The organism is Hwanghaeella grinnelliae (assembly GCF_004005845.1).
Classification (GTDB): Bacteria; Pseudomonadota; Alphaproteobacteria; order UBA8366; family Aestuariispiraceae; genus Hwanghaeella; species Hwanghaeella grinnelliae.
Genome location: NZ_SADE01000002.1, coordinates 32,000 through 56,188, shown reverse-complemented (window position 1 = coordinate 56,188; position 24,189 = coordinate 32,000). Strand labels below are relative to the sequence as shown.

21 protein-coding genes are annotated in these 24,189 nt (G+C 59.5%); 14 read left to right on the top strand and 7 right to left on the bottom strand.

Going from position 1 to position 24,189, the window contains the following annotated elements:
- Positions 1–159 precede the first annotated feature (159 nt).
- Positions 160–414 (top strand): hypothetical protein, encoded by a 255-nt coding sequence (locus EOI86_RS10990; protein ID WP_127765265.1) that lies wholly within the window; start codon positions 160–162, stop codon positions 412–414.
- A gap of 44 nt (positions 415–458) precedes the next feature.
- Here the strand turns inward: EOI86_RS10990 and EOI86_RS10985 are convergent, their stop codons facing one another.
- A complete protein-coding gene (locus EOI86_RS10985) occupies positions 459–884 on the bottom strand; it encodes a Tat pathway signal sequence domain protein (RefSeq protein WP_127765264.1) in 426 nt (141 codons plus the stop codon).
- Positions 885–1,157: 273 nt separating this feature from the next.
- Here EOI86_RS10985 and EOI86_RS10980 point away from each other — a divergent pair, with 273 nt between their 5' ends.
- From EOI86_RS10980 to EOI86_RS10965, 4 genes are all read left to right on the top strand, one after another.
- A complete protein-coding gene (locus tag EOI86_RS10980) occupies positions 1,158–2,195 on the top strand; it encodes a histone deacetylase family protein (protein WP_127765263.1) in 1,038 nt (345 codons plus the stop codon).
- A gap of 7 nt (positions 2,196–2,202) precedes the next feature.
- Positions 2,203–3,222 (top strand): hydroxyectoine utilization dehydratase EutB, encoded by a 1,020-nt coding sequence (gene eutB / locus EOI86_RS10975; protein WP_127765262.1) that lies wholly within the window; start codon positions 2,203–2,205, stop codon positions 3,220–3,222.
- Complete coding sequence (locus EOI86_RS10970; protein WP_127765261.1) at positions 3,212–4,207, top strand: cyclodeaminase; 996 nt, start codon at positions 3,212–3,214, stop codon at positions 4,205–4,207. Before eutB ends, EOI86_RS10970 begins: the two co-directional genes overlap by 11 nt.
- A gap of 131 nt (positions 4,208–4,338) precedes the next feature.
- Positions 4,339–5,709, top strand: a complete 1,371-nt coding sequence (locus EOI86_RS10965) for an aspartate aminotransferase family protein (protein WP_127765260.1) — start codon at positions 4,339–4,341, stop codon at positions 5,707–5,709.
- Between the two features lie 27 nt (positions 5,710–5,736).
- On the opposite strand, the gene EOI86_RS10960 is transcribed toward EOI86_RS10965, so the two are convergent.
- From EOI86_RS10960 to EOI86_RS10945, 4 genes are read right to left on the bottom strand one after another with little or no spacing between them, the layout of a single operon-like run.
- Complete coding sequence (locus EOI86_RS10960) at positions 5,737–6,297, bottom strand: sarcosine oxidase subunit gamma (protein ID WP_240035699.1); 561 nt, start codon at positions 6,295–6,297, stop codon at positions 5,737–5,739.
- A gap of 1 nt (position 6,298) precedes the next feature.
- Positions 6,299–9,247, bottom strand: coding sequence for a sarcosine oxidase subunit alpha family protein (locus EOI86_RS10955; protein ID WP_127765258.1), 2,949 nt, complete (start codon positions 9,245–9,247; stop codon positions 6,299–6,301).
- A 2-nt stretch (positions 9,248–9,249) separates the two neighbouring features.
- Positions 9,250–9,558 (bottom strand): sarcosine oxidase subunit delta, encoded by a 309-nt coding sequence (locus EOI86_RS10950; RefSeq protein WP_127765257.1) that lies wholly within the window; start codon positions 9,556–9,558, stop codon positions 9,250–9,252.
- 13 nt (positions 9,559–9,571) lie between these two features.
- Positions 9,572–10,822, bottom strand: coding sequence for a sarcosine oxidase subunit beta family protein (locus EOI86_RS10945; protein ID WP_127765256.1), 1,251 nt, complete (start codon positions 10,820–10,822; stop codon positions 9,572–9,574).
- 93 nt (positions 10,823–10,915) lie between these two features.
- Between EOI86_RS10945 and EOI86_RS10940 the strand changes: the two genes are divergently transcribed.
- From EOI86_RS10940 to EOI86_RS10915, 6 genes are all read left to right on the top strand, one after another.
- Positions 10,916–11,866, top strand: coding sequence for a GlxA family transcriptional regulator (locus EOI86_RS10940; protein ID WP_205032173.1), 951 nt, complete (start codon positions 10,916–10,918; stop codon positions 11,864–11,866).
- 105 nt (positions 11,867–11,971) lie between these two features.
- Positions 11,972–12,781 carry an enoyl-CoA hydratase/isomerase family protein gene (locus EOI86_RS10935; protein WP_127765254.1) on the top strand — a complete coding sequence of 270 codons (810 nt, stop codon included), beginning with the start codon at positions 11,972–11,974 and terminating at the stop codon, positions 12,779–12,781.
- 54 nt (positions 12,782–12,835) lie between these two features.
- The gene (locus EOI86_RS10930) at positions 12,836–13,597 is read left to right on the top strand and encodes a glucose 1-dehydrogenase (RefSeq protein ID WP_127765253.1); all 762 of its coding nucleotides are present in this window, start codon (positions 12,836–12,838) and stop codon (positions 13,595–13,597) included.
- A 26-nt stretch (positions 13,598–13,623) separates the two neighbouring features.
- Entirely contained in the window at positions 13,624–14,796 is a 1,173-nt protein-coding gene (locus tag EOI86_RS10925) for an acyl-CoA dehydrogenase family protein (protein WP_127765252.1), read from the top strand.
- A gap of 122 nt (positions 14,797–14,918) precedes the next feature.
- Positions 14,919–15,887 (top strand): phosphate/phosphite/phosphonate ABC transporter substrate-binding protein, encoded by a 969-nt coding sequence (locus tag EOI86_RS10920; RefSeq protein WP_338033046.1) that lies wholly within the window; start codon positions 14,919–14,921, stop codon positions 15,885–15,887.
- Complete coding sequence (locus EOI86_RS10915; RefSeq protein ID WP_127765250.1) at positions 15,884–17,899, top strand: ATP-binding protein; 2,016 nt, start codon at positions 15,884–15,886, stop codon at positions 17,897–17,899. Before EOI86_RS10920 ends, EOI86_RS10915 begins: the two co-directional genes overlap by 4 nt.
- A gap of 30 nt (positions 17,900–17,929) precedes the next feature.
- Here EOI86_RS10915 and tmpT read toward each other — a convergent pair whose 3' ends face one another.
- Complete coding sequence (tmpT, locus tag EOI86_RS10910; protein WP_127765249.1) at positions 17,930–18,568, bottom strand: thiopurine S-methyltransferase; 639 nt, start codon at positions 18,566–18,568, stop codon at positions 17,930–17,932.
- Positions 18,569–18,656: 88 nt separating this feature from the next.
- On the opposite strand from tmpT, the gene EOI86_RS10905 reads away from it, so the two are divergent.
- Positions 18,657–19,076, top strand: a complete 420-nt coding sequence (locus EOI86_RS10905) for a helix-turn-helix domain-containing protein (RefSeq protein WP_127765248.1) — start codon at positions 18,657–18,659, stop codon at positions 19,074–19,076.
- Between the two features lie 93 nt (positions 19,077–19,169).
- Here EOI86_RS10905 and EOI86_RS10900 read toward each other — a convergent pair whose 3' ends face one another.
- Complete coding sequence (locus EOI86_RS10900; protein WP_127765247.1) at positions 19,170–20,051, bottom strand: LysR family transcriptional regulator; 882 nt, start codon at positions 20,049–20,051, stop codon at positions 19,170–19,172.
- 74 nt (positions 20,052–20,125) lie between these two features.
- Here EOI86_RS10900 and EOI86_RS10895 point away from each other — a divergent pair, with 74 nt between their 5' ends.
- Positions 20,126–21,724: a proton-conducting transporter transmembrane domain-containing protein gene (locus EOI86_RS10895; RefSeq protein WP_240035635.1), complete on the top strand. Its 1,599-nt coding sequence runs from the start codon at positions 20,126–20,128 to the stop codon at positions 21,722–21,724.
- Positions 21,725–21,728: 4 nt separating this feature from the next.
- Positions 21,729–24,152 carry a YbcC family protein gene (locus tag EOI86_RS10890; RefSeq protein ID WP_127765246.1) on the top strand — a complete coding sequence of 808 codons (2,424 nt, stop codon included), beginning with the start codon at positions 21,729–21,731 and terminating at the stop codon, positions 24,150–24,152.
- The last annotated feature ends 37 nt before the right edge of the window (positions 24,153–24,189 follow it).

The window sequence follows — 24,189 nt, the reverse complement described above, 5'->3', positions numbered from 1 at the left end:
TGATATTTAACAATCGGGGATATTCGGCGGCATTCTTCTTTTCGAAAACGTATGCAAGGGCCGGTTCGACAACCGCCCGTCCACTGAAGCCCGACCGAAAGCACTCTTAAGGATCGCCCCATGTCTTCCGCCCCCAAAACGCAATCCGGAAAAGGCCTGATGCCTATTGGTTTGGCGGTATGCACGGTCGCGATGCTATCGATTTCGGTGTCCTATGCGGCGTCGGATTCCCGGCACGATGCGCGAATGCCCGAAACGTGTATGAAGGCCGGTTCGGAAAGCGAAGCGGAGTGCCGGAAGCCAATGCCCCCCTGTCCGCTACGGACCCAAGGCGTACCGGACGGCCCGCTGCTCATGCTGCCCAACGGGGTGTGCGGCATGCTTGTCGACGGCGGCGTAGAGAAGCGGAACTAGCTTCCTCGCAGGCGCTATTTGAGTAAGCGCTATTTGAGTAGGCGCTATTTGATAAGGCTAAGGCCCGGCTTCGCGGACACACCGACAAGGTCCAAGCAGTCGGTGCGCTCACCGTTTTGATCGCCACAAGCCAGCACGGAATTCAGCAGCAAGTGGCCGATCCCCTCGCAGGAAAGGTCGGACATGTCGAACAGCTTCAAGCTGGTCTTGCCCGGGGGGAGGGGCGCGGCTTCAACCGCCAGGCGTTTCGCGACGATTCCGTCCGTGTCGAAGGCGACCAAGTCGAGGCGCAGGGACGAAAATTCGCTTTCCGTTCCGTTCTGCAGAACCAGATAGGCGCGGCAGGCATTCGCCTGGGGTTCCAGCTTGTTCAGTTCTACTTGAACCGCTTGCGATCCGGTTTGGGCATGGGCGGCCGGGACGGCGGCAAATACCAGAAACAAACCAGCGATCATGGTCGAAAAGCGCATATTGTCTTCCTTCGCCTGCATCAGAATTCTTGTGCCGGAGGGGGCGGTCCCGGTTCCGCGACCTCGCTCTGAGGCCGGCAGTCTAGACGGTTCGAAGGTTGAAAGCCAAGTGTTCAAGCCGGTGAGGCCGGACGCATAACCAGGATGTCACAATCCCTCCCACACAGGTCCGGAATGGGTTGCGAAACCAGGGGCGGGTGAACCAGACTGGGCCGACGAATTCCAGTTTCGCCGGTTGCGGATGCGCCGGTATCACTTAGAGGGCTTACGCGTATGAAGACGGTTTTCACGGAACGGCACTACTTGCGGAACTCAAAGACGGAACTTTATGGCGGCACTCTCGTGCGGCCGTTCGAGTGCCCGGAGCGGATCGAATTCATCACCGCTGAGTTGGACAAGCGCGGTCTTGGGGATTACGTGGAACCGGCGGATTACGGGATGGACCCGGTGCTCGCGATACATGACGCCGGCTTCGTCGATTTCCTGTCCAAGGCTTGGCAGCTGTGGGCCGACAGTGGGTATAAGGGAGAGGCGATCCCCACGGTTTGGCCCTCCCGTTCCCTTTCCGTTGACAGAATCCCGAAGCAAATCGACGGTCTTCTGGGCTATTACGCCCTGGCGGGGGAAACGTCGATTTCCGAAGGCAGTTGGGAAGCCGCTTTGGCATCGAAGGACGTGGCGTTGACGGCCGCCGATTTGGTGATGAACGGCGACCGGGCTGCTTTCGCACTGTGCCGCCCACCCGGCCATCACGCATCGACCAGCCAATTCGGCGGTTATTGTTTCTTGAACAATGCCGCCATCGCCGCGAACCATATGCGCGGCAAGGGCGCGGCAAAGGTTGCGATCCTGGATGTGGATTTTCATCACGGCAACGGCACGCAGGAAATATTCTACAACCGGGACGATGTTCTCTTCGTTTCCCTGCATGGCGACCCGGTCGATGCCTTCCCGCATTTCCTGGGTTACGCGGATGAGACGGGGGCTGGCGCCGGCGAAGGCTTTACGGCGAATTTCCCCTTGCCGGTCGCTGCCCCCTATGAGGTGTGGGGCGCGGCGCTGGATGAAGGCTTGAAGCGGATCGCGGATTTCGGGGCAGACGCTTTGGTCGTCTCCCTTGGTGTCGACACCTTTGAAAAGGATCCAATCAGCTTCTTCAAGCTGCGCAGCCAGGATTTCACGGATTACGGTGGGCGCATCGCCGGCGCCAACCTGCCGACCCTTTTCGTGATGGAGGGCGGCTACGCGGTGGAAGAAATCGGGATCAATACCGTTAACGTCCTGGACGGCTTCGAAGCAGCTGCAGGGTAGGGACGGTATGATCGACTATGCGGATTTCACGCCAAGTTGGATAGACGCGGCGCGGGACAGGATTGCCGACATGGCGGTGACGACACCCCTGGTGCCGTCGCCCCATCTCAGCAAACTCGCAGGGAATGAGTTCCTGTTGAAGCTTGAAATGACCCAGCCGATGGGGGCGTTCAAGCTGCGTGGTGCGGCCAATGCGATCCTCGCGCTTGAGGGGGATGTCGGCGGCGTGACCTGTTGTTCGACCGGGAACCACGGCCGTGGGGTTGCCTATGCGGCGCGGGCGCGCGGGATGCGGGCGATCATCTGCATGTCGTCCCTGGTGCCGCAGGCGAAGATCGACGGTATCAAGGCCTTGGGGGCGGAAGTGCGCATCATCGGTAAATCCCAGGACGATGCAATGGCGGAGAGCCTGCGGTTGGTCGAAGCTGAAGGATTGGTCGAAATATCGCCCTTCGACGATCCGTATGTTATTGCGGGACAGGGAACGATCGGGCTGGAACTGCTCGATCAATGTCCCTCGCTCAAGACCGTTCTGGTGCCCTTGTCGGGCGGCGGTCTGGCCGGCGGCATCGCCTTCGCCGTGAAGGCCCGGCGGCCGGATATCCGCGTCATCGGCATTTCCATGGACCGCGGCGCGGCGATGCATGCCTCGCTTCAGGCGGGCAATCCCGTGGAGGTCGAGGAGGTGCCGAGCCTTGCCGACTCGCTAGGCGGCGGAATCGGCCTTGATAACCGGCTGTCCTTTCCTCTATGTCGAGACTTCCTGGACGATGTTTTGCTGGTGACTGAGGACGAGATCTATCGCGCCATGCAGACCATATATTACGAAGACCGGATGGTTTGCGAGGGGGCCTGCGTTGTCGGCATTGCCGCGTTGCAATCCGGCAAACTACCGAAATCTGACGGTCCGATTGCGACCATCATCACAGGCCGCAATATCGATATGACGGTCCACGCGGATATCATGCAAGGTCGCGATGTGACGCTTGGCAACACAACAATAAGGGGGCAAGCCTATGCCGCGTGACATCCATATACTGACCGAAGCGCAGTTGCGCCAATTCGTCTCCGTTGACGAGACCGCGATAGACATCGTCGCGAAAGCCTTCGCGACCCTGGCCGGGGGCGAGGTCATCATGCCGCCGATCATGTCGATGGATATTCCCTCCGTACATGGCGAAGTCGACGTGAAGACCGCCTATATCCCGGGCTTCGACGGGTTCGCCGTCAAGATCAGTCCCGGTTTCTTCAACAACCCGTCGATCGGCCTGCCCAGCACCAACGGGCTGATGGTTTTGTTTTCCGCGAAGACGGGCGTGGTCGAAGCCGTGCTGTTGGACAATGGCTATCTGACCGATGTCCGGACGGCCGCCGCGGGCGGCCTGGCCGCCAAACTGATGGCGCCGCAAAATGTCGAGACGGCAGGCGTGATGGGCACCGGCGCCCAGGCGCGGTTACAAATCGAGGCGGCGCACCTGGTTCGGCCGTTCAAGAAAGTGCTCGTCTGGGGACGCGATGCCGGAAAAGCGGCGGCTTGTGCCGCGGACATCGCCGCAAGGACCGGCGTCGACGCCGTTGCCGAACCCGACCCGGCGCGCCTGGTCGCCGAAAGCCAGCTTGTCGTGACGACGACCCCGTCCGCGGAAGCGGTCCTGAAGGCGGACTGGCTCCATCCGGGTCTGCACATCACCGCCATGGGGTCGGACCAGACCGGTAAGAATGAAATCGACCCGGCCGCCTTCACGAAATTGGACGTCTATGTGGCTGACCGGATCAGCCAATGCGAAACCCTGGGCGAATTGCGGTCCGCGCTTCAAGCCGGTACGGTGGCCACGACGGATGGTATAAACGAGTTGGGGCAGGTCGTATTGGACCCATCCCTGGGGCGGAAATCGGACCGGGAAATCACGCTCTGTGACTTGACCGGAACGGGCGCACAAGATACCGCCATAGCAACATTCGCCTTCGCTGCGGCCAAAACCGCGGGTACGGGGACGATTGTGGAAGCATAGGTGGCAGCCGGCACCAATGCCGAAAAGTTCACCGGCCCAAAGGTCCTTTTTTGCACGGAACGCTGCGGGTGACAGTCTTTACGGAGACTGTCTTCAATACCGGCTGACTGTAAAAAAGAAAGGATCGAAACATGTTGACCAATGATCAGTTGGACAAGTGGGATCGGGAGAACTTCTTCCATCCCTCGACACATCTTGCACAGCACGCACGCGGCGAAAGCCCCAGCCGGATCGTCTCCGGGGGTTCCGGTGTGTATATCGAAGACCGCGACGGCAATAAGATGCTCGACGGTTTCGCGGGCCTCTACTGCGTGAATGTCGGGTATGGCCGTCAGGAAATCGCCGAAGCGATAGCGAAACAGGCGAAGGAACTTTCTTATTATCACGCCTATGTCGGGCACGGGACCGAAGCCTCCATCACCTTGTCGAAGATGGTTGTCGACCGGGCGCCGGCCAATATGTCCAAGGTCTATTTCGGGCTTGGCGGGTCCGATGCCAATGAGACCAACATCAAGCTCGTCTGGTACTACAACAACATTCTGGGCCGTCCTGAGAAGAAGAAGATCATCTCCCGCTGGCGCGGTTATCACGGGTCGGGCCTGATGACCGGTTCGCTGACCGGTTTGGAACTGTTCCACAAGAAATTCGACCTGCCGCTCGACAAGGTCGTGCATACCGAAGCGCCGTATTATTTCCGCCGGCCCGATCTGGACATGTCCGAAAAGGACTTCGTCGATCATTGCGTCCGGGAACTGGAAGCGCTGATCGCCAAGGAAGGGCCGGATACCATCGCAGCCTTCATCGGTGAACCGATTCTCGGCACGGGCGGAATCGTTCCGCCGCCGGAAGGCTATTGGGCGGCGATCCAGGAAGTCCTCGCAAAGCACGATATTCTGCTGATCGCGGATGAAGTCGTCACCGGCTTCGGCCGCCTGGGCAGCATGATGGGCACGACCCATTACGGGATCAACGCGGATATCATCACCATTGCCAAGGGTCTGACCTCGGCCTATGCGCCGCTCTCCGGCTCCATCATCGCCGACAAGGTCTGGAAGGTTCTGGAACAGGGCACGGACGAGTTGGGGCCAATCGGCCATGGCTGGACCTATTCCGCGCATCCGATCGGCGCGGCGGCCGGCGTCGCCAACCTGAACCTGATCGACTCGTTGGACCTGGTCGACAATGCCCGCGTCGTCGGTTCCTACCTGAACCAATCGATGCACGATGCGCTGTCGACCCATGCGAATGTCGGCGATGTGCGTGGCGAGGGCATGCTTTGCGCGGTCGAATTCGTCAAACAGAAGGACGGCCGGGTTTTCTTCGATGCAGGCGACAAGGTGGGCCCGCAGGTCGCCGCCGCGCTGGCGAAGGAAGGCGTGATCGGCCGGGCGATGCCGCAGGGTGATATCTTGGGCTTCGCGCCGCCGCTCTGCCTGGATCGCGCGGAAGCGGACAAAATCGTCGACGCCGCCCGAAAGGCGATCGTGTCGGTGCTGGGCTGAAGGCCCGCTCTTTGACCGGCTAACCGGTCAGGTCACGTTGCGGACGGATTGTTCGACGGCGTGCAGAAAGTTCGCGGCAGAGGAACGGGCGGCCATCAGCAAGAAGCCGTCCGTTCCCTCCCGAAGGACGATCACCCCCATATGCTCCATCACTGTCCGGGCGACTGTCCCGTCCGGGAAGACGGACGCGTCCAGGTCGAGCGGGCAGATGCGCGCCAAGGCGTCGATAGCGGCGCTGCCGGAAAGGTGCAACATGGCCCAGCTGTCCGACTGGTCCGTGTAATAGCCGTTGTCTCCCAACGCTTTTTCGATTTCTGTCACGGCTGTGTCACCATCATAGGCGAACAGTGCGAAGACCTGGCCCGGCTGCAATCCCATAAGGCGTATGGCGCCGTCATTGCCGATGGTGCTTGAGCCGGTGGGCGGCAGGGCACAGCCATAGGCGGACTGAACGGCACCTTGCAGCGCATCGACGCCACCGCGCGGCGTGGCGATGGAAACCAATCCCATCCCCGCGATCTCTTCCAGAACCGTTGCGCCAAAGGTTTCGCTGTATCCGTTCAGCGGCGTCTTGGGTTTCAATGTCATGTCAGGCACGGACGCGTTCCCCTTCCGGATCAAAGAAATGGGGTGAAACGATTTCGACTTCGATACTCTCGCCCCGGATCGGATCGGCGGCGACGATGGTCTCGCCCAGGCGGTCGGATCCGCGTTTGATGAAGCCAAGACCGATGGAATGGCCCAGCGTCGGGGAATAGGCGACGGATGTCATCCAGCCTTCGTCATTCTCCAACGACGGTGTCTTGCCCTTGGGAATGAAATGCGCCCCGGACTTCAATTGCCTGGCCCTGTCGACAGGCCTGAACCCGACAAGGGCAAGGCCGTCTTCCCGGTTCAATTCAGGCCGCTCGGACAGGATGCTGCCGATGGAGTCTTTCTTCTTCGAAACCATGCGGCCCATGCCCATGTCCCGCGCCGTTGTTTGGCCGTTCAATTCGTTCCCCGCGGGATGTCCTTTTTCGATCCGCATGACGCTCAGCGCTTCCGTGCCGTAGGGAACGGCATCGAATTCCTCACCGGCCGCCATCAAGGCGCGGATCAAGCCATCGCCATAGCGCGACGGGACGGCGATTTCGTATGCCAACTCACCGGAGAAGGATATCCGGAACAGCCGGGCAGGCGTGCCGCCGCAGACCGTGATTTCGCCACACCCCATGAAGGGAAAGGCGTCGTTGGAAATATCGAATTCCGGGTCGACGATTTTCTGCAGCAGCTTGCGGGCATTTGGGCCCGCGACAGCGTATTGCGCGAATTGTTCTGTCGCCGAGATCAAATGCACGTCCAGATCCGGCCACAGGCATTGGCGGCAGAATTCCATATGCCGGAACACACCAACCGCATTGGCCGTTGTCGTCGTCATCACGAAATGATTTTCCGACAGGCGCGCGGTGGTACCGTCATCCATCACCATGCCGTCTTCACGCAGCATCAAGCCGTAACGAACCTTGCCGACTGGTAGTTTCGCAAAGCCGTTGGCGTATACCTTGTTCAAGAACTCGGCCGCGTCGCGGCCCTGAACATCGATTTTACCGAGGGTCGTAACATCGCAGATCCCGACTGATTTGCGAGTCGCAAGAACTTCCCTATCAACACTTTCCCGCCAATGGGTTTCGCCGGGTTTTGGGAACCATTGGCCACGAAGCCACATGCCCGCTTCGACGAAAACGGCCCCTTGTTCCGCGGCCCATTCATGCCCGGGCGTCAAGCGCGTGGGGCGGAAGTCCTTGCCCCGGCTGCGGCCGGCAAAGGCTGCGATGGGAACCGGCGTATAGGGTGGGCGGAAGATTGTCGTGCCCGTTTCGGGGATCGATTTTCCACTGGCTTCGGCCAGGACGGCCAGCCCAAGGACATTGGCGGTCTTGCCCTGGTCAGTCGCCATTCCCAGGGTCGTGTAGCGCTTTAACAATTCGACGGATCGATACCCTTCCCGTTTGGCAAGCTGGACATCCTTGGCCGTCACATCGTTTTGCAGGTCAATCCAGGCACGGCCTTTGCTTTCGGTCACATGCCAGAAGGGCGTGATGGCCGAAGCTTCATCCGATGCCTCGGGGATTTCCGCCATGCTGGCGGTGAGCCCCAGGTCTTGCGCGGCTTGCGCCCCGGCCTTCGCCCCCTCTTGCAGGCAGGCCGCAAGGGTCAGGGCGCCCTTGGCCGCGCCGGCGACACTCATCCCCACCGGAAGGTCCTTGCCCGGAACAAAGGCAGCGATTTCGTCCGCCCAATCGGGACGACCGCGTTGGTGGCAGGTCAGGTGAACATTGGGGCTCCAGCCGCCAGACACCGCCAGACAATCGACGGGAACCGTCGTGCCGTTCGACAACGTCACGGCGGAAATACCCTTCCGACCCTTGGTGTCGACAATGGATGCGCCCATCGCGATGGTGGCGCCCGCAACGTCGGCCGGCGCCGCACCGGACCGTGTATCGATCACGGCGGCGATGGAAACACCTTTCGCGGCAAGGTCCGTTGCGGTGCGCCAGCCGTCATCGTTGTTTGTGAAGATGGCGACGTTGCGGCCCGGCGCGACGCCCCAGCGGTTGGCATAGGCGCGTACGGCGCCCGCCAGCATGACGCCGGGACGGTCGTTGTTACCGAAGGCGATCGACCGTTCGGTCGCGCCCGCGCAGAGCACAGCGCGCTTGGAATAGATGCGCCATAGGATTTGTCGCGGCTTTCCGCCGCTCATCGGTAGATGGTCCGTCGACTTTTCCAAGGCGCCATAGACGCCATGATCATACGCGCCATAGACCGTGGTCCGTTTCATCAGCCGGACATTGGGTAGACTTTTCAATTCGGAAAGGACGCTGGCGGTCCAGCCTTGCGCGTCGCCGCCGTTAATTTCATGGGTTTCCGCGTTGAGCCGCCCGCCCGGCGCGAAGTCCTCGTCCGCCAGGATCACCCGCGCGCCGGAACGCCCCGCCGTCAGGGCCGCCATCAGACCCGCTGGCCCCGCGCCGATCACAAGAATATCGCAATGCAGGAAACCCTTGTCGTAGATGTCCGGGTCGTCCTTACCGGAAAGCCGTCCCAACCCGGCCGAGGCGCGGATTGCGGGTTCGTACACTTTTTCCCAGAAGGCCTGCGGCCACATGAAGGTCTTGTAGTAGAACCCGGCGCTCAGGAAAGGCGCGAACAAGTCGTTCACGGCCATCAGGTCGAAGTTGAGGCTGCCGCGGTAATTCTGACTGGCGGCATGCAGCCCGTCATAGAGTTCCGCAACGGTCGCGCGCGTGTTCGGCTCCTGATACGGTCCCCGGCGCAGTTGAACCAGCGCGTTGGGTTCTTCCGGGCCGGCCGTGAAAATGCCGCGCGGCCGGTGATACTTGAACGACCTGCCGACAAAGCGGATATCGTTCGCCAACAGGGCCGAAGCGAGCGTGTCGCCCGCAAAACCTTGCAATTGCTTGCCGTCGAATTCGAAGGAAAGTGGTTTGGACCGGTCGACGATGCCGCCGTTGATGCGCATGCGCTGGCTCATGATCAACCCTCCCTGCCCGTGTTTGCTGGGTCGGCTTGTTTAGCCAAGGCAACGTCATGGGCCAGTTCGACCTTGGTGATGTCATGGGTCAACGTATCCCGCGTGACGATCAGCCAGGAACGGTCACCCTGTTCGTGATACCAAAGTTCACGATGTTCGCCGGCCGCATTGTCGCGCAGATATTGGTATTCGTAGAATTTGTCGGCGGCGTCCGGCGCTTGCCAGTCGGGCCGGTCCAGAAGGGATGCATCGCCCAGGTAATAAAACTCGGCGGCGTCGCGTGGGCCCAGCAGGGGATGATTGATGATCATGCGCCGTGCCTCCTCAATGCAAGTTCGGTTGGGCGCCGGCGCCCTTTTCGTCGATCATGTGGCCCCGTTTGAAACGGTCCAGCCGCATTTCGGTCGCGACCGGGTGCGGTTCGTCCTTGGCCAGCAGATGAGCATAGCAATAGCCGGATGCCGGCGTTGCCTTGAAGCCGCCATAGCACCAGCCGCCGTTGAAATAGAGGCCGTCGATATGGGTCTTGTCGATGAAGGGCGATCCGTCCATCGACATGTCCATTACACCGCCCCACATGCGGAGCAGCCGGGCCCGTCCGATCATCGGCATCAGGGCCATGCCGCTTTCGCAAACATCCTCCACCACAGGCAGGTTGCCGCGTTGGGCATAACTGTTATAGCCGTCGATATCGCCGCCGAAGACGAGGCCGCCCTTGTCGGACTGGCTGATATAGAAATGGCCGGCACCGAAAGTGATGACGCCGGGGATGATCGGCTTCAACCCTTCAGACACGAAGGCCTGCAAAACGTGGCTTTCGATCGGCAGACGCATCCCCGCCTGTGCCATCACCCGGCCGGAGGAGCCGGCGACGCAGACAGCGATTTTCTTGGCGGAAATGGCGCCCTTCGTTGTTTCAACGCCCTTGCAGACACCGTTTTCGATATGGAAGCCGGTCACTTCGCAGTTCTGGATGATATCCACGCCGCGCAGATCCGCACCGCGGGCGTAGCCCCAGGCGACCCCGTCATGCCGGGCGGATCCGCCACGCTTTTGCAGCAAGCCGCCCTTGATCGGGAAACGCGCGTTGTCGAAATCCAGGAAGGGATACAATGCCCGCACGCCATCCTGATCCAACAGTTCCGAATCCGCACCGGATAGGCGCATGGAATTCCCGCGCCGCGCAAAGGCGTCGCGTTGTGCATCCGTATGGCACAGGTTGAGGACCCCGCGCTGGGAAACCATGGCGTTGTAGTTGAAGTCCTGCTCCAACCCTTCCCACAGTTTCATGGAAAGTTCGTAGAACGGTTCGTTGCCGGGCAGCAGATAGTTGGATCGGATAATCGTCGTGTTCCGACCGATATTTCCGGACCCCAGCCATCCCTTTTCCAGAACGGCCACATTGGTGATCCCGAATTTGTTCGATAGGTAATAGGCGGTCGCCAAGCCGTGCCCGCCGCCACCGATGACGATGACGTCGTAAGACTTTTTCGGCTCAGGCTCCCGCCAGGCGGGCTGCCAGCCCTTATTGCCCGTCAGACCCTCCCACAGGACGCGAAGCCCCGAATACCGCATGTCTACCATCCCTTTTTTATGCTGTAGCCATAATTGAAGGTCGGGCATCAGATTTACTTGCCAAAAATGGTCGGAAACTTTCAAAATCCGGGCATGACCTTGCATAACACTGGGCCCTTCCGGGTCGGCTTCCTATTGATCGACGGTTTCGCCCTGCTTTCCTATTCTTCGGCGGCGGAACCGATGCGTGCGGCAAACCACCTGGCAGGGAAGCGTCTTTATGATGTTCGGCATATTCCCGTTGCCGGCGGTCGGTCGGTTTCGTCCAGCGGCGCGGTGATCGAGGGGACGGCGACCCTGGATGGCGATCGCGATTTCGACCTTGTTTTGGTCGTCGCCGGTGGTGATCCCGCGCGGTTCGACGATGGGCGGGTTTTCCAGTGGCTGCGTATGTTGGCGCGTCGCGGTGTGCAGATTGGTGGCGTTTCCGGTGGGCCCGTCATTCTGGCGCGTGCGGGTGTCTTGGCAGGGCGGCGCATGACGGTTCATTGGGAACATGTCCAGACCCTGGCGGAGATTACGCCATCCCTGCTGGTCGAGCGCTCCCTGTATGTGATCGACAGGGACCGAATGACCTGCGCCGGCGGAACCGCGGCCCTGGACATGATGCATGCCGTCATCACCCGGCACCACGGGGCGGCATTCGCAAGAAGGGTCAGCGACTGGTTCATGCATACAGATGTACGGCCATCCGGCGGTCCGCAACGTGCGGGCCTGGTAGAGCGATACGGCGTTTCGGACCCTGCCGTCATCCAGGCGATCGAGATGATGGAAAACCATGTCGCCGATCCTCTCAGCCTGGATCAACTGGCCCATCTCTGCGGCTTGGGTGCGCGGCAATTGAACAGGCTGTTCAGCGAAAAACTGGGGGCCAGCACCATGGCTTTTTATCGTGGTTTGCGGTTGGAAAAGGCCAGAAACCTACTCGAGCAATCGGTTATGAGCGTTACCGAAATTGCGCTTGCAACCGGTTTTGCCAGTTCCGCGCATTTTTCGACCGCTTTCAAAAGCCGTTTCCGACACGCACCGTCAAAAATAAGATAACGCTGTTATAAAAATCCCCGTGCAGGCGCCATGTCGGACTCGCCTGCATCCCGCGGATCATTTACCCTTCATACCAAATCAATAAATTTTTTACGGGAGGGAACGGTGAGCGACCGCTATGCCGCCTACACGAAACTTCGGATCGACTACCCCGCCGACCGGGTGCTGCAAATCACCTTCGACCGGCCGGAAACCTACAATTCCGTCGATCGCGAGACCCACAGCCAATTAGTTGAAATCTGGCGTACCATCGATGCTGATCCCGACATCAATGTCGTTCTGGTGACCGGGGCCGGGAAGGCCTTCTCCGCGGGTGGCGATTTCGACCTGATCGAGGAAATGATCGAAAGCCAGGAAGAACGCATGCGCGTTTGGAAAGAGGCGAAGGATCTGGTCTACAACGTCGTCAACTGCAACAAGCCTATTGTTTCGGCCATTAATGGACCGGCGGTCGGGGCGGGCCTGGTCGTCGGTATCCTGGCCGATGTCTCCATCGCCGGGAAATCCGCGAAAATCGTCGACGGGCACACCCGGCTGGGCGTTGCCGCTGGTGATGTTGCGGCGATGATCTGGCCGCTGCTCTGCGGCATGGCCAAGGCGAAATACTACCTGATGACCTGCCGGCCGGTCAGCGGCGAGGAAGCCGACCGCATCGGCCTCGTCTCCATGTGTGTGGAGGACGATGAATTGATGAAGACGGCCTTGGATGTGGCTGTCGAGTTGAGCAACGGTGCGCAGAGCGCCATCCGTTGGACGAAATATGCCCTGAACAATTGGCTGCGCAGCGCCGGGCCCAGTTTCGACACCTCGACCGCGCTGGAGATGCTGGGTTTCGCTGGCGACGAGGTGAAAGAGGGCGTCGCTTCCCATCGCGAAAAACGCAAGCCGAACTTCAAGAAAGAATGTCCTGTATAGGGGCTTGCCTTCCTTGGAAGTCGAAACAAGAACGTAACCACAGGGGAAACGGCAATGCGTGGACTGGCTGGGAAAAGAGTGATCGTCACCGGTGGGGCCAGCGGCATCGGGCGGGAAATTTGCAAACGGTTCGGCGAAGAAGGAAGCACCGTCGGCATCTTCGACCTGAACGAAGTGGGTGCGGGCGAAACGGCAGGTATCGTCGCCTTGGCGGGCGGCATGGCAACGGCCCATAAGGTGGACATAACGGACCGGGCCTCTGTCGACGCGGCGGTTGCCGCCTTTGCCGAAGACGGGCCGATCGACATCCTGATCAACAATGCGGGATGGGACAAACCTATCGCCTTCCTCGATACAGATACGGATTTCTGGAAAAAGATCGTCGACCTGAACCTCTATGGCCCGCTTCATATGCATCATGCAGTTCTGCCCTACATGGTGGAACGGAAGTCCGGGCGGGTGGTCAATATCGCGTCTGATGCGGCACGGGTCGGGTCCTCCGGCGAAGCGGTTTACGCGGCCTGCAAGGGCGGTATCGTTTCCTTTACCAAGACAGTGGCGCGGGAACTGGCGCGCGCGAACATTCAACTGAATGCGGTCTGCCCCGGCCCGACCGACACACCGCTTTTTGAGGAATTTTCGCAAGGCGAGGCCGGCGCCAAAGTGGCGGAGGGATTGAAGCGGGCCATTCCCATGCGGCGGCTGGGCGAGCCGGAGGACTATCCCGGCATCGTTGCCTTTCTGGCCAGCGATGACGCGGGCTTCATCACCGGGCAGGTGATCAGTGTTTCCGGCGGATTGACGATGCACGGCTGACGCCGGGACCGAAAGGAATAGCCAGGATGGATTTCTCGCTGACAGAGGAGCAAAAGGCCTTCCTTGAAACCGCAGAACGGTTCTCAACGGAAAAGTTGGCGCCCTTTTACATGGACCGCGACCGGGATGACGGTCTTGATCGCGATCTGGTCCGCGAAATGGGGGCGATGGGCCTGATCGGTGTCGACTTGCCGGAGGAATTCGGCGGCCTCGGTATGGGCGGGGTGACCACCGGCGTCATTGCCGAAGCGATAGCCTATGGCGATATGAATGTCTGCTATGTGCAGCTTCTAGGCTCACTGATGGGCCAGATTATCGTCCGGAATGCCAACAAGGATCTCGCCGGGGAATGGGTGCCGCGCATTGTGTCCGGGGATGCGATCGTGGGCCTCGGTCTTACCGAACCGCGCGGCGGCAGCGATGCGGCCAACCTGCAACTGCGCGCCGGTAAAGTGCAGGGGGGCTATCTTTTGAACGGCGAGAAGACGTCGATGAGTTTCGCCGACGGGGCGGACGCCGCCGTGGTCTTCGCCCGAACCGGTGCGGCCGATGGCGGCGCGCGGGCCGTATCGGCCTTCATGGTCGGCATGACGGACGAAGGTGTCACCACGACGCGCTTCAACGATATCGGATCGAAGATGGTCGGGCGGGGATCGGTTTTCTTCGATGATGTCTTCGTGCCGGACGAGCACATGATCGGCGATGAGAATATGGGATTCGTCCAGGTCATGCAGGGGTTCGATTACAGCCGTGCCTTGATTGGCCTGCAATGCATTGCCGCGGCGCAGGCGTCCCTCGATGAGACTTGGGCCTATATCCGGGAACGGGAAGCCTTCGGCGCGCCGCTCGCCCAATACCAGGGCGTATCCTTTCCGCTGGCCGAAGGGGAAACCTACCTGACCATGGCGCGGCAGCTTTGTTACTATGCGTTGGATCTGCGAGATCGCGGCCTGCCGCACACGGCGGAAGCTTCCATGTGCAAATGGTATGGGCCGAAAGTCGCGCATGAGGTGATACAGCAATGTCTTCTGACCCATGGACATTACGGCTATAGCGGCGACCTGCCGCATCAGCAGCGCATGCGGGATGTGTTGGGGCTGCAAATCGGGGATGGAACCGCGCAAATCATGAAACTGGTCATTGCCCGCGAAAAGGCCGGCCGCGCCGCAGTTCAGCATGCCGCGCCGAAACCGTCTTGAGGAAGGTGCAGTCGATGGTGATCCGCGTAGCGGCATTGTGTTCTGGCAATGAACAAGGCGTCTGATGAATTGCCAAGGATTGTGCTAGAGTAAGCCGGGACCGAATAAGGGGGTGTTGGGCTGTGCCGAAAGGCCTGAGGGGAGGTTGCGTGACGCGGACCGGGTGTCAACGTCCCGGAACATGTCGTTCCGTCAATTGCCTTGCCATATTGGTTTTTCTTCTCGTTGTCTTCAATAGTGGAGGCGGCGTCGCGTCCGCGCGCGTATTGGTTCTTGGGTCGATCAGCCTTGATCCGGTTGGGGTGGTCCGTGTTTCCCAACCATTCGTGGACTACCTGGCCGAAAAATTGAGTTCGTACGGTATCAAGCGTGGGGAGGTTGCGGTCGCGGATTCGGTCGCGGGGATGGCGTCTTTGATGCGCGAGAAAAAGGTGGATTTGCTGATCGACAGTTCGGTCACCGCTTTGCTGGTAAACGAACGGGCGGGATCCAAGTTCCTTCTGCGCCGGTGGAAGGACGGAAGGGATGCCTACCGAAGCGTCGTCGTCGTGCGACAAGACAGCAGATTCAATTTCCTGAGTGATCTTGTCGGCGAAACAGTTGCCCTAGAGGAGAGTTTTTCGACATCCGGGTTCATGCTGCCTGTTTTGGGAATGGCCAGTAGCGGTCTTCGGTTGGTGCCGTTGGACGGGTTGGCGCAGGTGCCGCCCCCGGACGCGGTTGGATACGTGATGGGGTATGACAGTGAAACCCAGATGACATGGGTCGAGCGGAACCAAGTCGCGGCAGCCGGCTTGGCTGAGAACGATTTCAAGCAGCTTGCGAAATCGGCGTTGGTCCCGCTTCGGGTTGTCTATACGTCACCGATCGTTCCCTACGATGTCGTCGTCTACGGCAAGCACTTGGATCACGGATTGGTGTCCCGGATCCGCGCAATACTATTGTCTGCGCATGATACTCGGGAAGGGGCGAACACGTTGGACGGTTTCGATCAAACGACAATGTTTGACGAGATCCCCGCAGAGTTGTTGCGGAACGTCACGACCTTCGGACCCGAATTGACCAGGCTGTTGGAGGGCGGCGCAGAATGAGCGCACCTCGCGTCGGTCTAGGTTTCAAGGTGGCGCTCATCGCGTCGGCGATCGTCGTATTTATCGGGGCGGGACTGTTCGGGGTCGTTGCATACGAACAGCGTGTCACCTTCCAGGAAATCAGAACGGCGGAAATGGTAGAGGCGGTTCGTAAGACCGCATTTCAGGCTGAAAATTATCTATACAATTACAACGTTCGGGAATTGCGGTCGATTGCCACGGGAATTATCGAGGGGCGCCGCATCGATCTGGTCTGGATCCTGGATTCGGAAGGACGGCTTCTAACCGATGGATCGCCCTGGCCGGCCCTGCGTAACAAGCGGCCGCAAATCGGTTTCATCGACAGGCTTCTGTCCGGCGGTCTTATACGGACCGAAGCCGACGAAACCAATCTTTGGGCGGGGACGCCGGTTTTGCTGAACAAGAACGAAGTTCTCGGCTATGTCGTCGCGGCCGTGCCGATGGAGGAGTTCAACAACAATATCTGGTCCACGATTAAGAAACAGTTGGTCGTCCTTGGTCTTGCGCTTATTTCCGGGATTTTCGCCGCTATTATTTTCGGTCAGCGGATCGCCGCCCCCGTCGAATCCTTGCGGGAAGCAGCGGACCGCATCGGGAAAGGTGACTGGGATGTTAAGCTGGATATCGATCGGCAGGACGAGATCGGGGATCTGGCGAAGGCAATCAACATCATGGCCGAACGGTTGAACGATGGGGCGGTCACGCGGGACCGTCTGCAAGCGTTGGTCGATGAAAAAACGGCTGAGATTGCCATGCACCGGGACAAGCTTGAAGCCCTGGTTGAGGCAAGGACGCATGAACTTCAGTCGGCGAAGGAAACCGCCGAGCGGGCAAGCTTGGCCAAATCCGAATTCCTATCATCGATGAGCCACGAATTGCGCACGCCGTTGAACGCCATTCTGGGGTTCGGGCAGTTGCTGGACTATTCGGATCAAAGCGGCATGGATGCGGAACAGCGCCAGGCAATCGACTATATCAACAATAGCGGCGAACACTTGCTGAACCTGATCAACCAGGTTCTGGATTTCAATAAGATCGAGGACGGAAATCTCAGTGTCTATGTCGAATCCTTCGAGCCGATGGATGACATGCGTGACTGTTTCGTTATTGCCTCGGCGATTGCCGCCAAACATGGTGTCACCATCGAGCTGAGGAAGCATGTTGCCGTTCATCCCGCCATCAGGGCCGACCGAACCCGGTTCAAGCAGGTCCTGCTGAACCTGATGACCAACGCCATCAAATACAACCGACGGGGCGGCAAGGTTTTTCTGGACTGCGATCTGATCGATGACCGGTATCTGCGCCTGATCGTGGCCGATACTGGCATGGGAATAGCCGCCGACCGGCAGCACTTGATGTTCGAACCGTTCCAGCGCCTGGGCCATGAATCCTCGTCCATCGAGGGAACGGGAATCGGCCTCACCATTACGAAGAAACTGGTGAGCTTGATGCGCGGGCGGATAGGTTTCGAGAGTGAGGAAGGGAAAGGTTCTACGTTCTGGATCGACTTGCCGCTGGATCCGCAATGGAAGGAGGACGCGCCGGCGGGAACATCCAAGGCCTATGAACGACCGGCGGTCATCGCTGAACCGAAAAACGGAAAAAGCTGTACCCTGCTATATGTCGAGGACAATGCCGACAATGTCCGTCTCATGGAAATGATCCTGGATAAAGAGGACGAGTTTACGATGATATCCGCGCCGAACGCCGAGGAGGGGCTGGCAATGGCGGCGCGTGATATACCGGACGTGATCCTCATGGACATCAACTTGCCCGGCATGGACGGGTTCCAGGCGCTCCAGGCTTTGCGGGCTTGCGAGGGGGCAAGGCACGTCCCGGTCATCGCGGTTACGGCATCGGCCTTGCCATCGGAAGTGCAGCGCGGGTTGGACGCTGGATTCGCGGCCTATCTTACCAAGCCAATCCGCATTGATGTTACGCTGAATGCAATCCGCGATGCCGTGGCGTCCCATGAGTCGGATATGGTTTGACACCCCGCCGGCTTCGGCGGCCAGGTTTGTTTACTTGGGGTTTAGAAGCCAAAGGTCTTCCGTCGCGTCGAATTGGCCTTTCAGCCCACCCGGCAAATCCTTGCGCAGCATGTTGGTGACTTCATAGCGGATTTCGTACAGCCGGCGGACTTCGTCTTCAGAAACCGAAAATGGCGGGCCATCCATTTTGCTTTGGTCATAGGTGAAGGTGATCAGGAACTGGGGAGCCGTCGCAGTTAAGCTGGCCAGATGGGCCGCATAGGCCGTGCGCATTTCCTTCGGCAAGGCAACCAGCGCGGCTCGGTCATAGATCGCATCGACCGGTCCCAATTTTTCTGCCGTCAGGTCGAAGATATCGCCGACGAAAATGTCGATGCCGGGTGCGCTATGCCGGTCTAGGGAACCGATTGTGGTGATTTCCGGCGCGAGACCAAGATCCTCAAACAGTTGTTTGATTGCGGTGGCGCTCAACTCCGCACCGGCAACGCAGAACCCTTGGTCCAACAGCCAGGCGATATCCCGCGTCTTGCCACAGAGCGGCAGGAAGACCCGACTTCCCCTGGCAAGGTCGAGGCGACCGAAATGCGCTTCCAGCAGGGCGTTGGTTTCGCCTTCATGGAAGCCGATTTGATTGTCCGCCCATTTACGATGCCAAAAATCCGGGTCCATTTCTCTGTTCGCTCCTGTTGCTCGTCATTGATGTTGATTTTAGGTTACAAGTTCAAGTCGACTTCAAGTCAAGGGGTGGGGGGTTGTGATGACCGCATTGGATATCGGGGTGGTGAGGGAACGCTCGGGCCTACCGGCTTCGACCCTGCGTTACTACGAGGAATTAGGCCTGATCCGCTCGATCGGCCGAAACGGGTTGCGGCGCGTTTATGCGGGCGATGTCATGCAACGGCTTTCCTTCATCGCGCTCGGCCGTCATGCCGGCTTCTCGCTGGAGGAAATCGGCGCGATGTTCGCTCCCGACGGCCGACTGTCGATCGACCGGGATCAGTTGATGGAAAAGGCAGATGGTCTGGACAAGCGCATCAAGCAATTGACCGCTCTGCGCGACGGTCTGCGCCACACCGCCAAATGCTCGGCCCCCAGTCACATGGAATGTCCCAAGTTTCAACGCCTGATGCGAATGGCCGGAAAAAACCCGCTGCGGGGCAGGGACGCGATTGTGTGACGGCGCGCTCGTGCCAGCGGTGGGGGGGTGAACCTTTCATGCGTCGGAGCCTTGGTCCGACTGCGCAATGGCCCCTGTCCCCCCTCTAGGCGATCAGTTCCCGGATGTCTTGATCAGATCGCGCAGCAGCGGGTTCGGGAAGCGCCGCGACGTGGTTACAGCGAAAAAGGTTTCGGTTAGCCCGTGAAGCTGGGCGGCTTCAACGAGTCGCCCGTTTTCAAGCTCGTCCTTCACCACGATCGGCGGCACGACGGCAAGCCCGGCCCCCTCCCGCGCAAGCAGCCGTATCATGGCCATGTCGTCCACTTCCGCCGCGATACGGGGGCGGAGGTCCAGGCGATCGAACAAGGCATCCACACCGGACCGTAGGCTGCTTTCGACGGTTGGCAGGATCAGCGGTTCTGTCTCGATCAGTTCCTTTAAATCCGATCCGGGGCGGACCCTGTCTGGCTTGCCGATCAGGCTGATTGGTTGTTCGGCGAGCGCATGCGATATCCATCTCGTTGCCGTGTCGCGCGGGGGTGAAATGTTGGAAAGCACGACATCGAGCTGATGAGTCTCGAGATTGAGAAGAAGGTCTCGAAGCGTGCCTGAACGGACGACGACCTCGACATCATCCCGCCCAAGAAGAGGGCGCAGAAATCTAATCTGAAAGTTTCTGGAAAGTGTCGCCAAAGACCCGACGCGAAGAACCGTCCGTCTGCCGCCGGCCCTCTCGCCAAGTGTGCTCAAGAGTTCTTCGCCGGTCGCAAAGATGGCGTCTGCGTGATCGAGGGTGATGTGCCCCGCTTCGGTGAGAACGAGTGAACGGCCACGCCGCTCGAACAGTTGTTGGCCCAGCCGGTCTTCAAGCTGCCGAATCTGCGTTGAGACAGCGGATTGCGAGACATTCAACCGCTGGGCCGCGCGGGTCAGGTTCCCGTCATGGGCAACCACGTGAAAATACCGCAGGTGATGAAAATTCAACTCCGCCATAACGTTCACTTAAACAGAATGATAAGTGAAGAACAATGAATTTTTATTAACATTCACTGTTGGCTAGAAGTGCCGTGACGTTGACCTTCACGGAAAGCCGTTCGGCCATGCTCAATGATCTGATTCCTACCCTCGCTCCCGCGGTTCTGCTGTGTGCAGCGACCGCCGCATTCGTGAATCCGGGGAAGCGCCCAAAGCTGGCTCCAAAGGTTATCGAGGCTTCGGCTATGCTGGCGGTGATCGCCGCGCTTGCGTCGGCCGGGCTGTTGATGATGCAAGGCGCCCAAACCACCCTGATCTTTGGGCAAGACGGATTTAGCTTCTCAACCCGGCTCGATATCGTCAGCGTTTCGATGCTGGTGCTTGTGGCTTTCATTGGCTGGATCGTGATTCGCTATTCCGTGACTTACCTGGATGGCGAAACACGGCAGGGGGCGTTCCTTGGTTGGATGGCGGCTACCCTGGCCTGCGTTCTCCTGCTGGTTCAAGCAGGCAATCTTGTGATCTTTGTCTTCGCCTGGATTGCCACCAGTCTGTGTCTGCAGCGGTTGTTGTTGTTCTACACCGATCGGACTTCTGCCATTCGAGCGGCACGGAAGAAGTTCATCGTCGCACGCCTGGGCGATGCAGCTTTGGCAGGCGCGGCTGTTCTGCTCTTTGTCGATTACGGAACGCTCGATATTGCGACGATCCTCGACACAGCACGTGGTGGCATTGTGCCCGACAACGCGATGTGGGTCGCAGGTCTGCTCGCAATCGCGGCCGTGCTCAAGTCAGCGCTGTTTCCGACCCATGGCTGGCTCATAGAGGTCATGGAAACACCGACGCCGGTCTCCGCGCTGCTACATGCGGGCGTGGTCAATGCCGGCGGGTTTTTGCTCATCCGCTTCGCTGATGTGATGTTGATGAGCCCCGGCATACTTGCTGTCCTTGTTTTGGTCGGCGGTTTCAGCGCGCTCTTCGGCGGGCTCGCGATGTTATCGCAGTCCGCTGTCAAGAACTCGCTCGCCTGGTCGACGATCGCCCAGATGGGGTTCATGATCATGCAGTGCGGCCTCGCGTTGTTTCCGCTCGCGCTGCTGCATATCGTGGCCCATTCGCTCTACAAGGCGCATGCCTTCCTTTCCGCGGGCATGGCGGTTGAACGGGTGGCGTCCCTTCGCCGGCCTGGTCCGATCGCGGTTCCGAACGGCGGCGCGGTCGCGCGCGCGTTTATCCTTGCAATAGGCATTTACACAATTATCGGCATAACGTTCGGGTTCGATGTCAAATCGTCACAATCTATCGCGCTTGGGGGCATCCTGATCTTCGGAATTGCCTATTTGTTAGCGCAAGGATTTGCGGATGCCGCGCCGCGCGCGTTAACCCTGCGTACCGCACTTTACTCTGCCGCAGCGTCGGTGAGTTATTTCGCCCTTCAAACCGGTGCCGAGTGGCTCACCGCCAACACTTTGCCGGCCGCGCCCCCGCCCGGCCCGCTGGAATGGGCGATGATGGCGCTTGCCTTGTTCAGTTTTGGTCTTGTCGCCATAGCACAGTCGCTGTTTCCACTGTGGTCCATACACCCGGCCGCGGCGGGATTGAGGGTGCATATGGCAAATGGACTCTACGCCAATGCGATCTTCGATCGAATGATCGGCAACTGGTCTGCCTTGAACACCAAGAGGAGTTGAAGTCATGAACACTAAAAGAAAAAATCAAGAAAGTGACTTGGCGATGTTTGAGGCCGCAGCCGACAAAGCGGCGCAGCAGATACCGCCGCTTTGGCCGCTTGCCTCCTCGGTTGCGGTAAATCCCTTCTTGGGCCAAGCGACGGAAACCTTGGCGAAGACGGGCGCCAGATTGGCGCGTGTCGGCGGTGTTGCCGTCACAATGCCGCGGTCTTGGTATCAGCGAAAAATCGATGCTGGAGACATCATCGACGATGACCTTGAAGCGGCGTTGACGGCTACGCGTCATGCCGGCAAACCGGCGGATCTCGCGGCCCTTAAAAGCGCCGCATCGAAAACGAGGCCCGAGCCCGCCGCGGCGCCGACCATAGCGGACTTGGCGGCCAAGGCCAGTGGCATTGATTGGCCGGGCCTCATCGCGGACAGGTTCGGTGCATGGGCCGGCGGATATTTTGACCAAGGGCAAGCGCTGTGGGCTGCACCGCGCGGCAAATCGGCTTGGAGTGCCTGGAAGGCCTATGCGACCCATGACCTGACGCCGGAAATCGCCGGGCTCAAAGGTTTTGCGTCCCTCGTGGCCGATGCACCCGAAGATCCGACCGCGGCAATCGCCGATGTGGTCGCGCGATTGGGCCTTGGTACCGCCGCCCTTGAAACATACTTCCATCAGCTGCTTTTTTCGCTGGGCGGGTGGGCGCAATTTGCGCGCTACGATCTTTGGCGCGCCGAGCTTGCGGACGGGGATGATAGAACGATCACAGATTTCCTGGCGATCCGCCTGCTTTGGGAAGAGGCGCTATTCATTCAATATGAAGCGGTGATCCGCGATGATTGGGCCGCGGCGCGCCAAGTACATGAAGAACCCATCAGTCCCACGGAAGAACACATTGTCGACGAAATTCTCCAGGAAGCCGCCGAGCGGGCGACGCAACGGGGACTTGCGCAAACACTGTCCAAAGTGACAAAGTTGCGCGCGGGTGAGCGTGCTTCGGTTCAAGCCGTATTTTGCATCGATGTCCGGTCGGAAGTTTTCCGGCGCGCATTCGAGGTTATCGATCCATCGATACAGACGCTCGGTTTTGCTGGATTTTTTGGTATCTTTACTAAGCATAGGCGGTTCGCTTCCGACGTTGAGGAAGGCCGTTTGCCGGTTCTCATCAATCCGGCAGTTGAGTCCTCGTCGGGCACGGAGAATGAAAAGGGCGAAGACACGGCGATGCGCTACAAGGCCCGCGCAAAACGCGCTTGGGGTCGTTTCAAGCTTGCTGCCGTATCCTCCTTCGCTTTTGTTGAGGCAATGGGCCCGGCCTATATCGGAAAGCTGCTGGCCGATGGGCTATGCCTCAATGGCGGATCCCCCGCAACCGAGCCACCGCCGCGCTTCGACCCGGAACTCGTCCTTGAAACAAAGATCGCATCCGCTGAAACGGTTCTCCGTGCCATGTCCCTCACGGATCGGTTTGCCCGGGTTGTTTTGCTCGTTGGCCATGGTTCGGCCGTGGTCAACAATCCCCATGCAAGCGCATTGCAATGCGGCGCCTGCGGCGGCTATTCGGGGGAGGTTAATGCGCGCCTGTTAGCGGGGCTTCTGAACGAAAGTAAGGTGCGCGAGGGCCTGGTGGCGCGTGGCATCGTCATCCCATCAGACACGCTGTTTGTCGGTGCATTGCACGATACCGCGTCCGACCGGGTAACCCTCTATGATCGGGACGTCGCGTCAAACCACCACGCCACGGATATTGGCCGTATCCGGCAATGGCTGGAATCCGCCGGGAAGCTAACGCGCGGAGAGCGCGCCTTGCGGCTTCCGCGGACGTCGGGTGAAGGCGATGTCGGGATGCGGGCCCGCAATTGGGCGGAAGTGCGTCCGGAATGGGCGCTCGCCGGTTGCAAAGCTTTTATCGCCGCACCGCGGACCCGGACCGCCGGACGCGATCTGGAGGGCAGCGCTTTCTTGCACGATTACGATTGGCGGCAGGACAAGGACCGGGACTTCTCTGTATTGGAGCTGATCATGACGGCGCCGGTCGTTGTCGCCAGCTGGATCAGCCTGCAATATTACGGTTCTTCGGTTGCGCCGACGGTTTTCGGATCCGGGAACAAACTCCTGCATAATGTTGTCGGGGGCATCGGTGTTCTGGAAGGCAACGGCGGGCTGCTGCGTACAGGTTTGCCCTGGCAATCGGTCCATGATGGCGAGCGCTATATTCACGATCCTCTGCGCCTTTCGGTTTGTATCGAAGCTCCGATCGATGCGATGACGGAAATTCTTGAGCGCCACGAAGATGTTCGTGCATTGTTTGACAATCGCTGGCTTCATCTTTTCCAGATCGATGAAGAAGGGCGGATTGCAAATCGGTATACGGGCGGCCTTGCTTGGGAAAGTGCTGAAGTGGACACCGATGTCAGCGGGTTGCATGAGGCGGCGTAGTGCGTCGGTATCCTCCCCACCATGGAAGTCGGTTGCG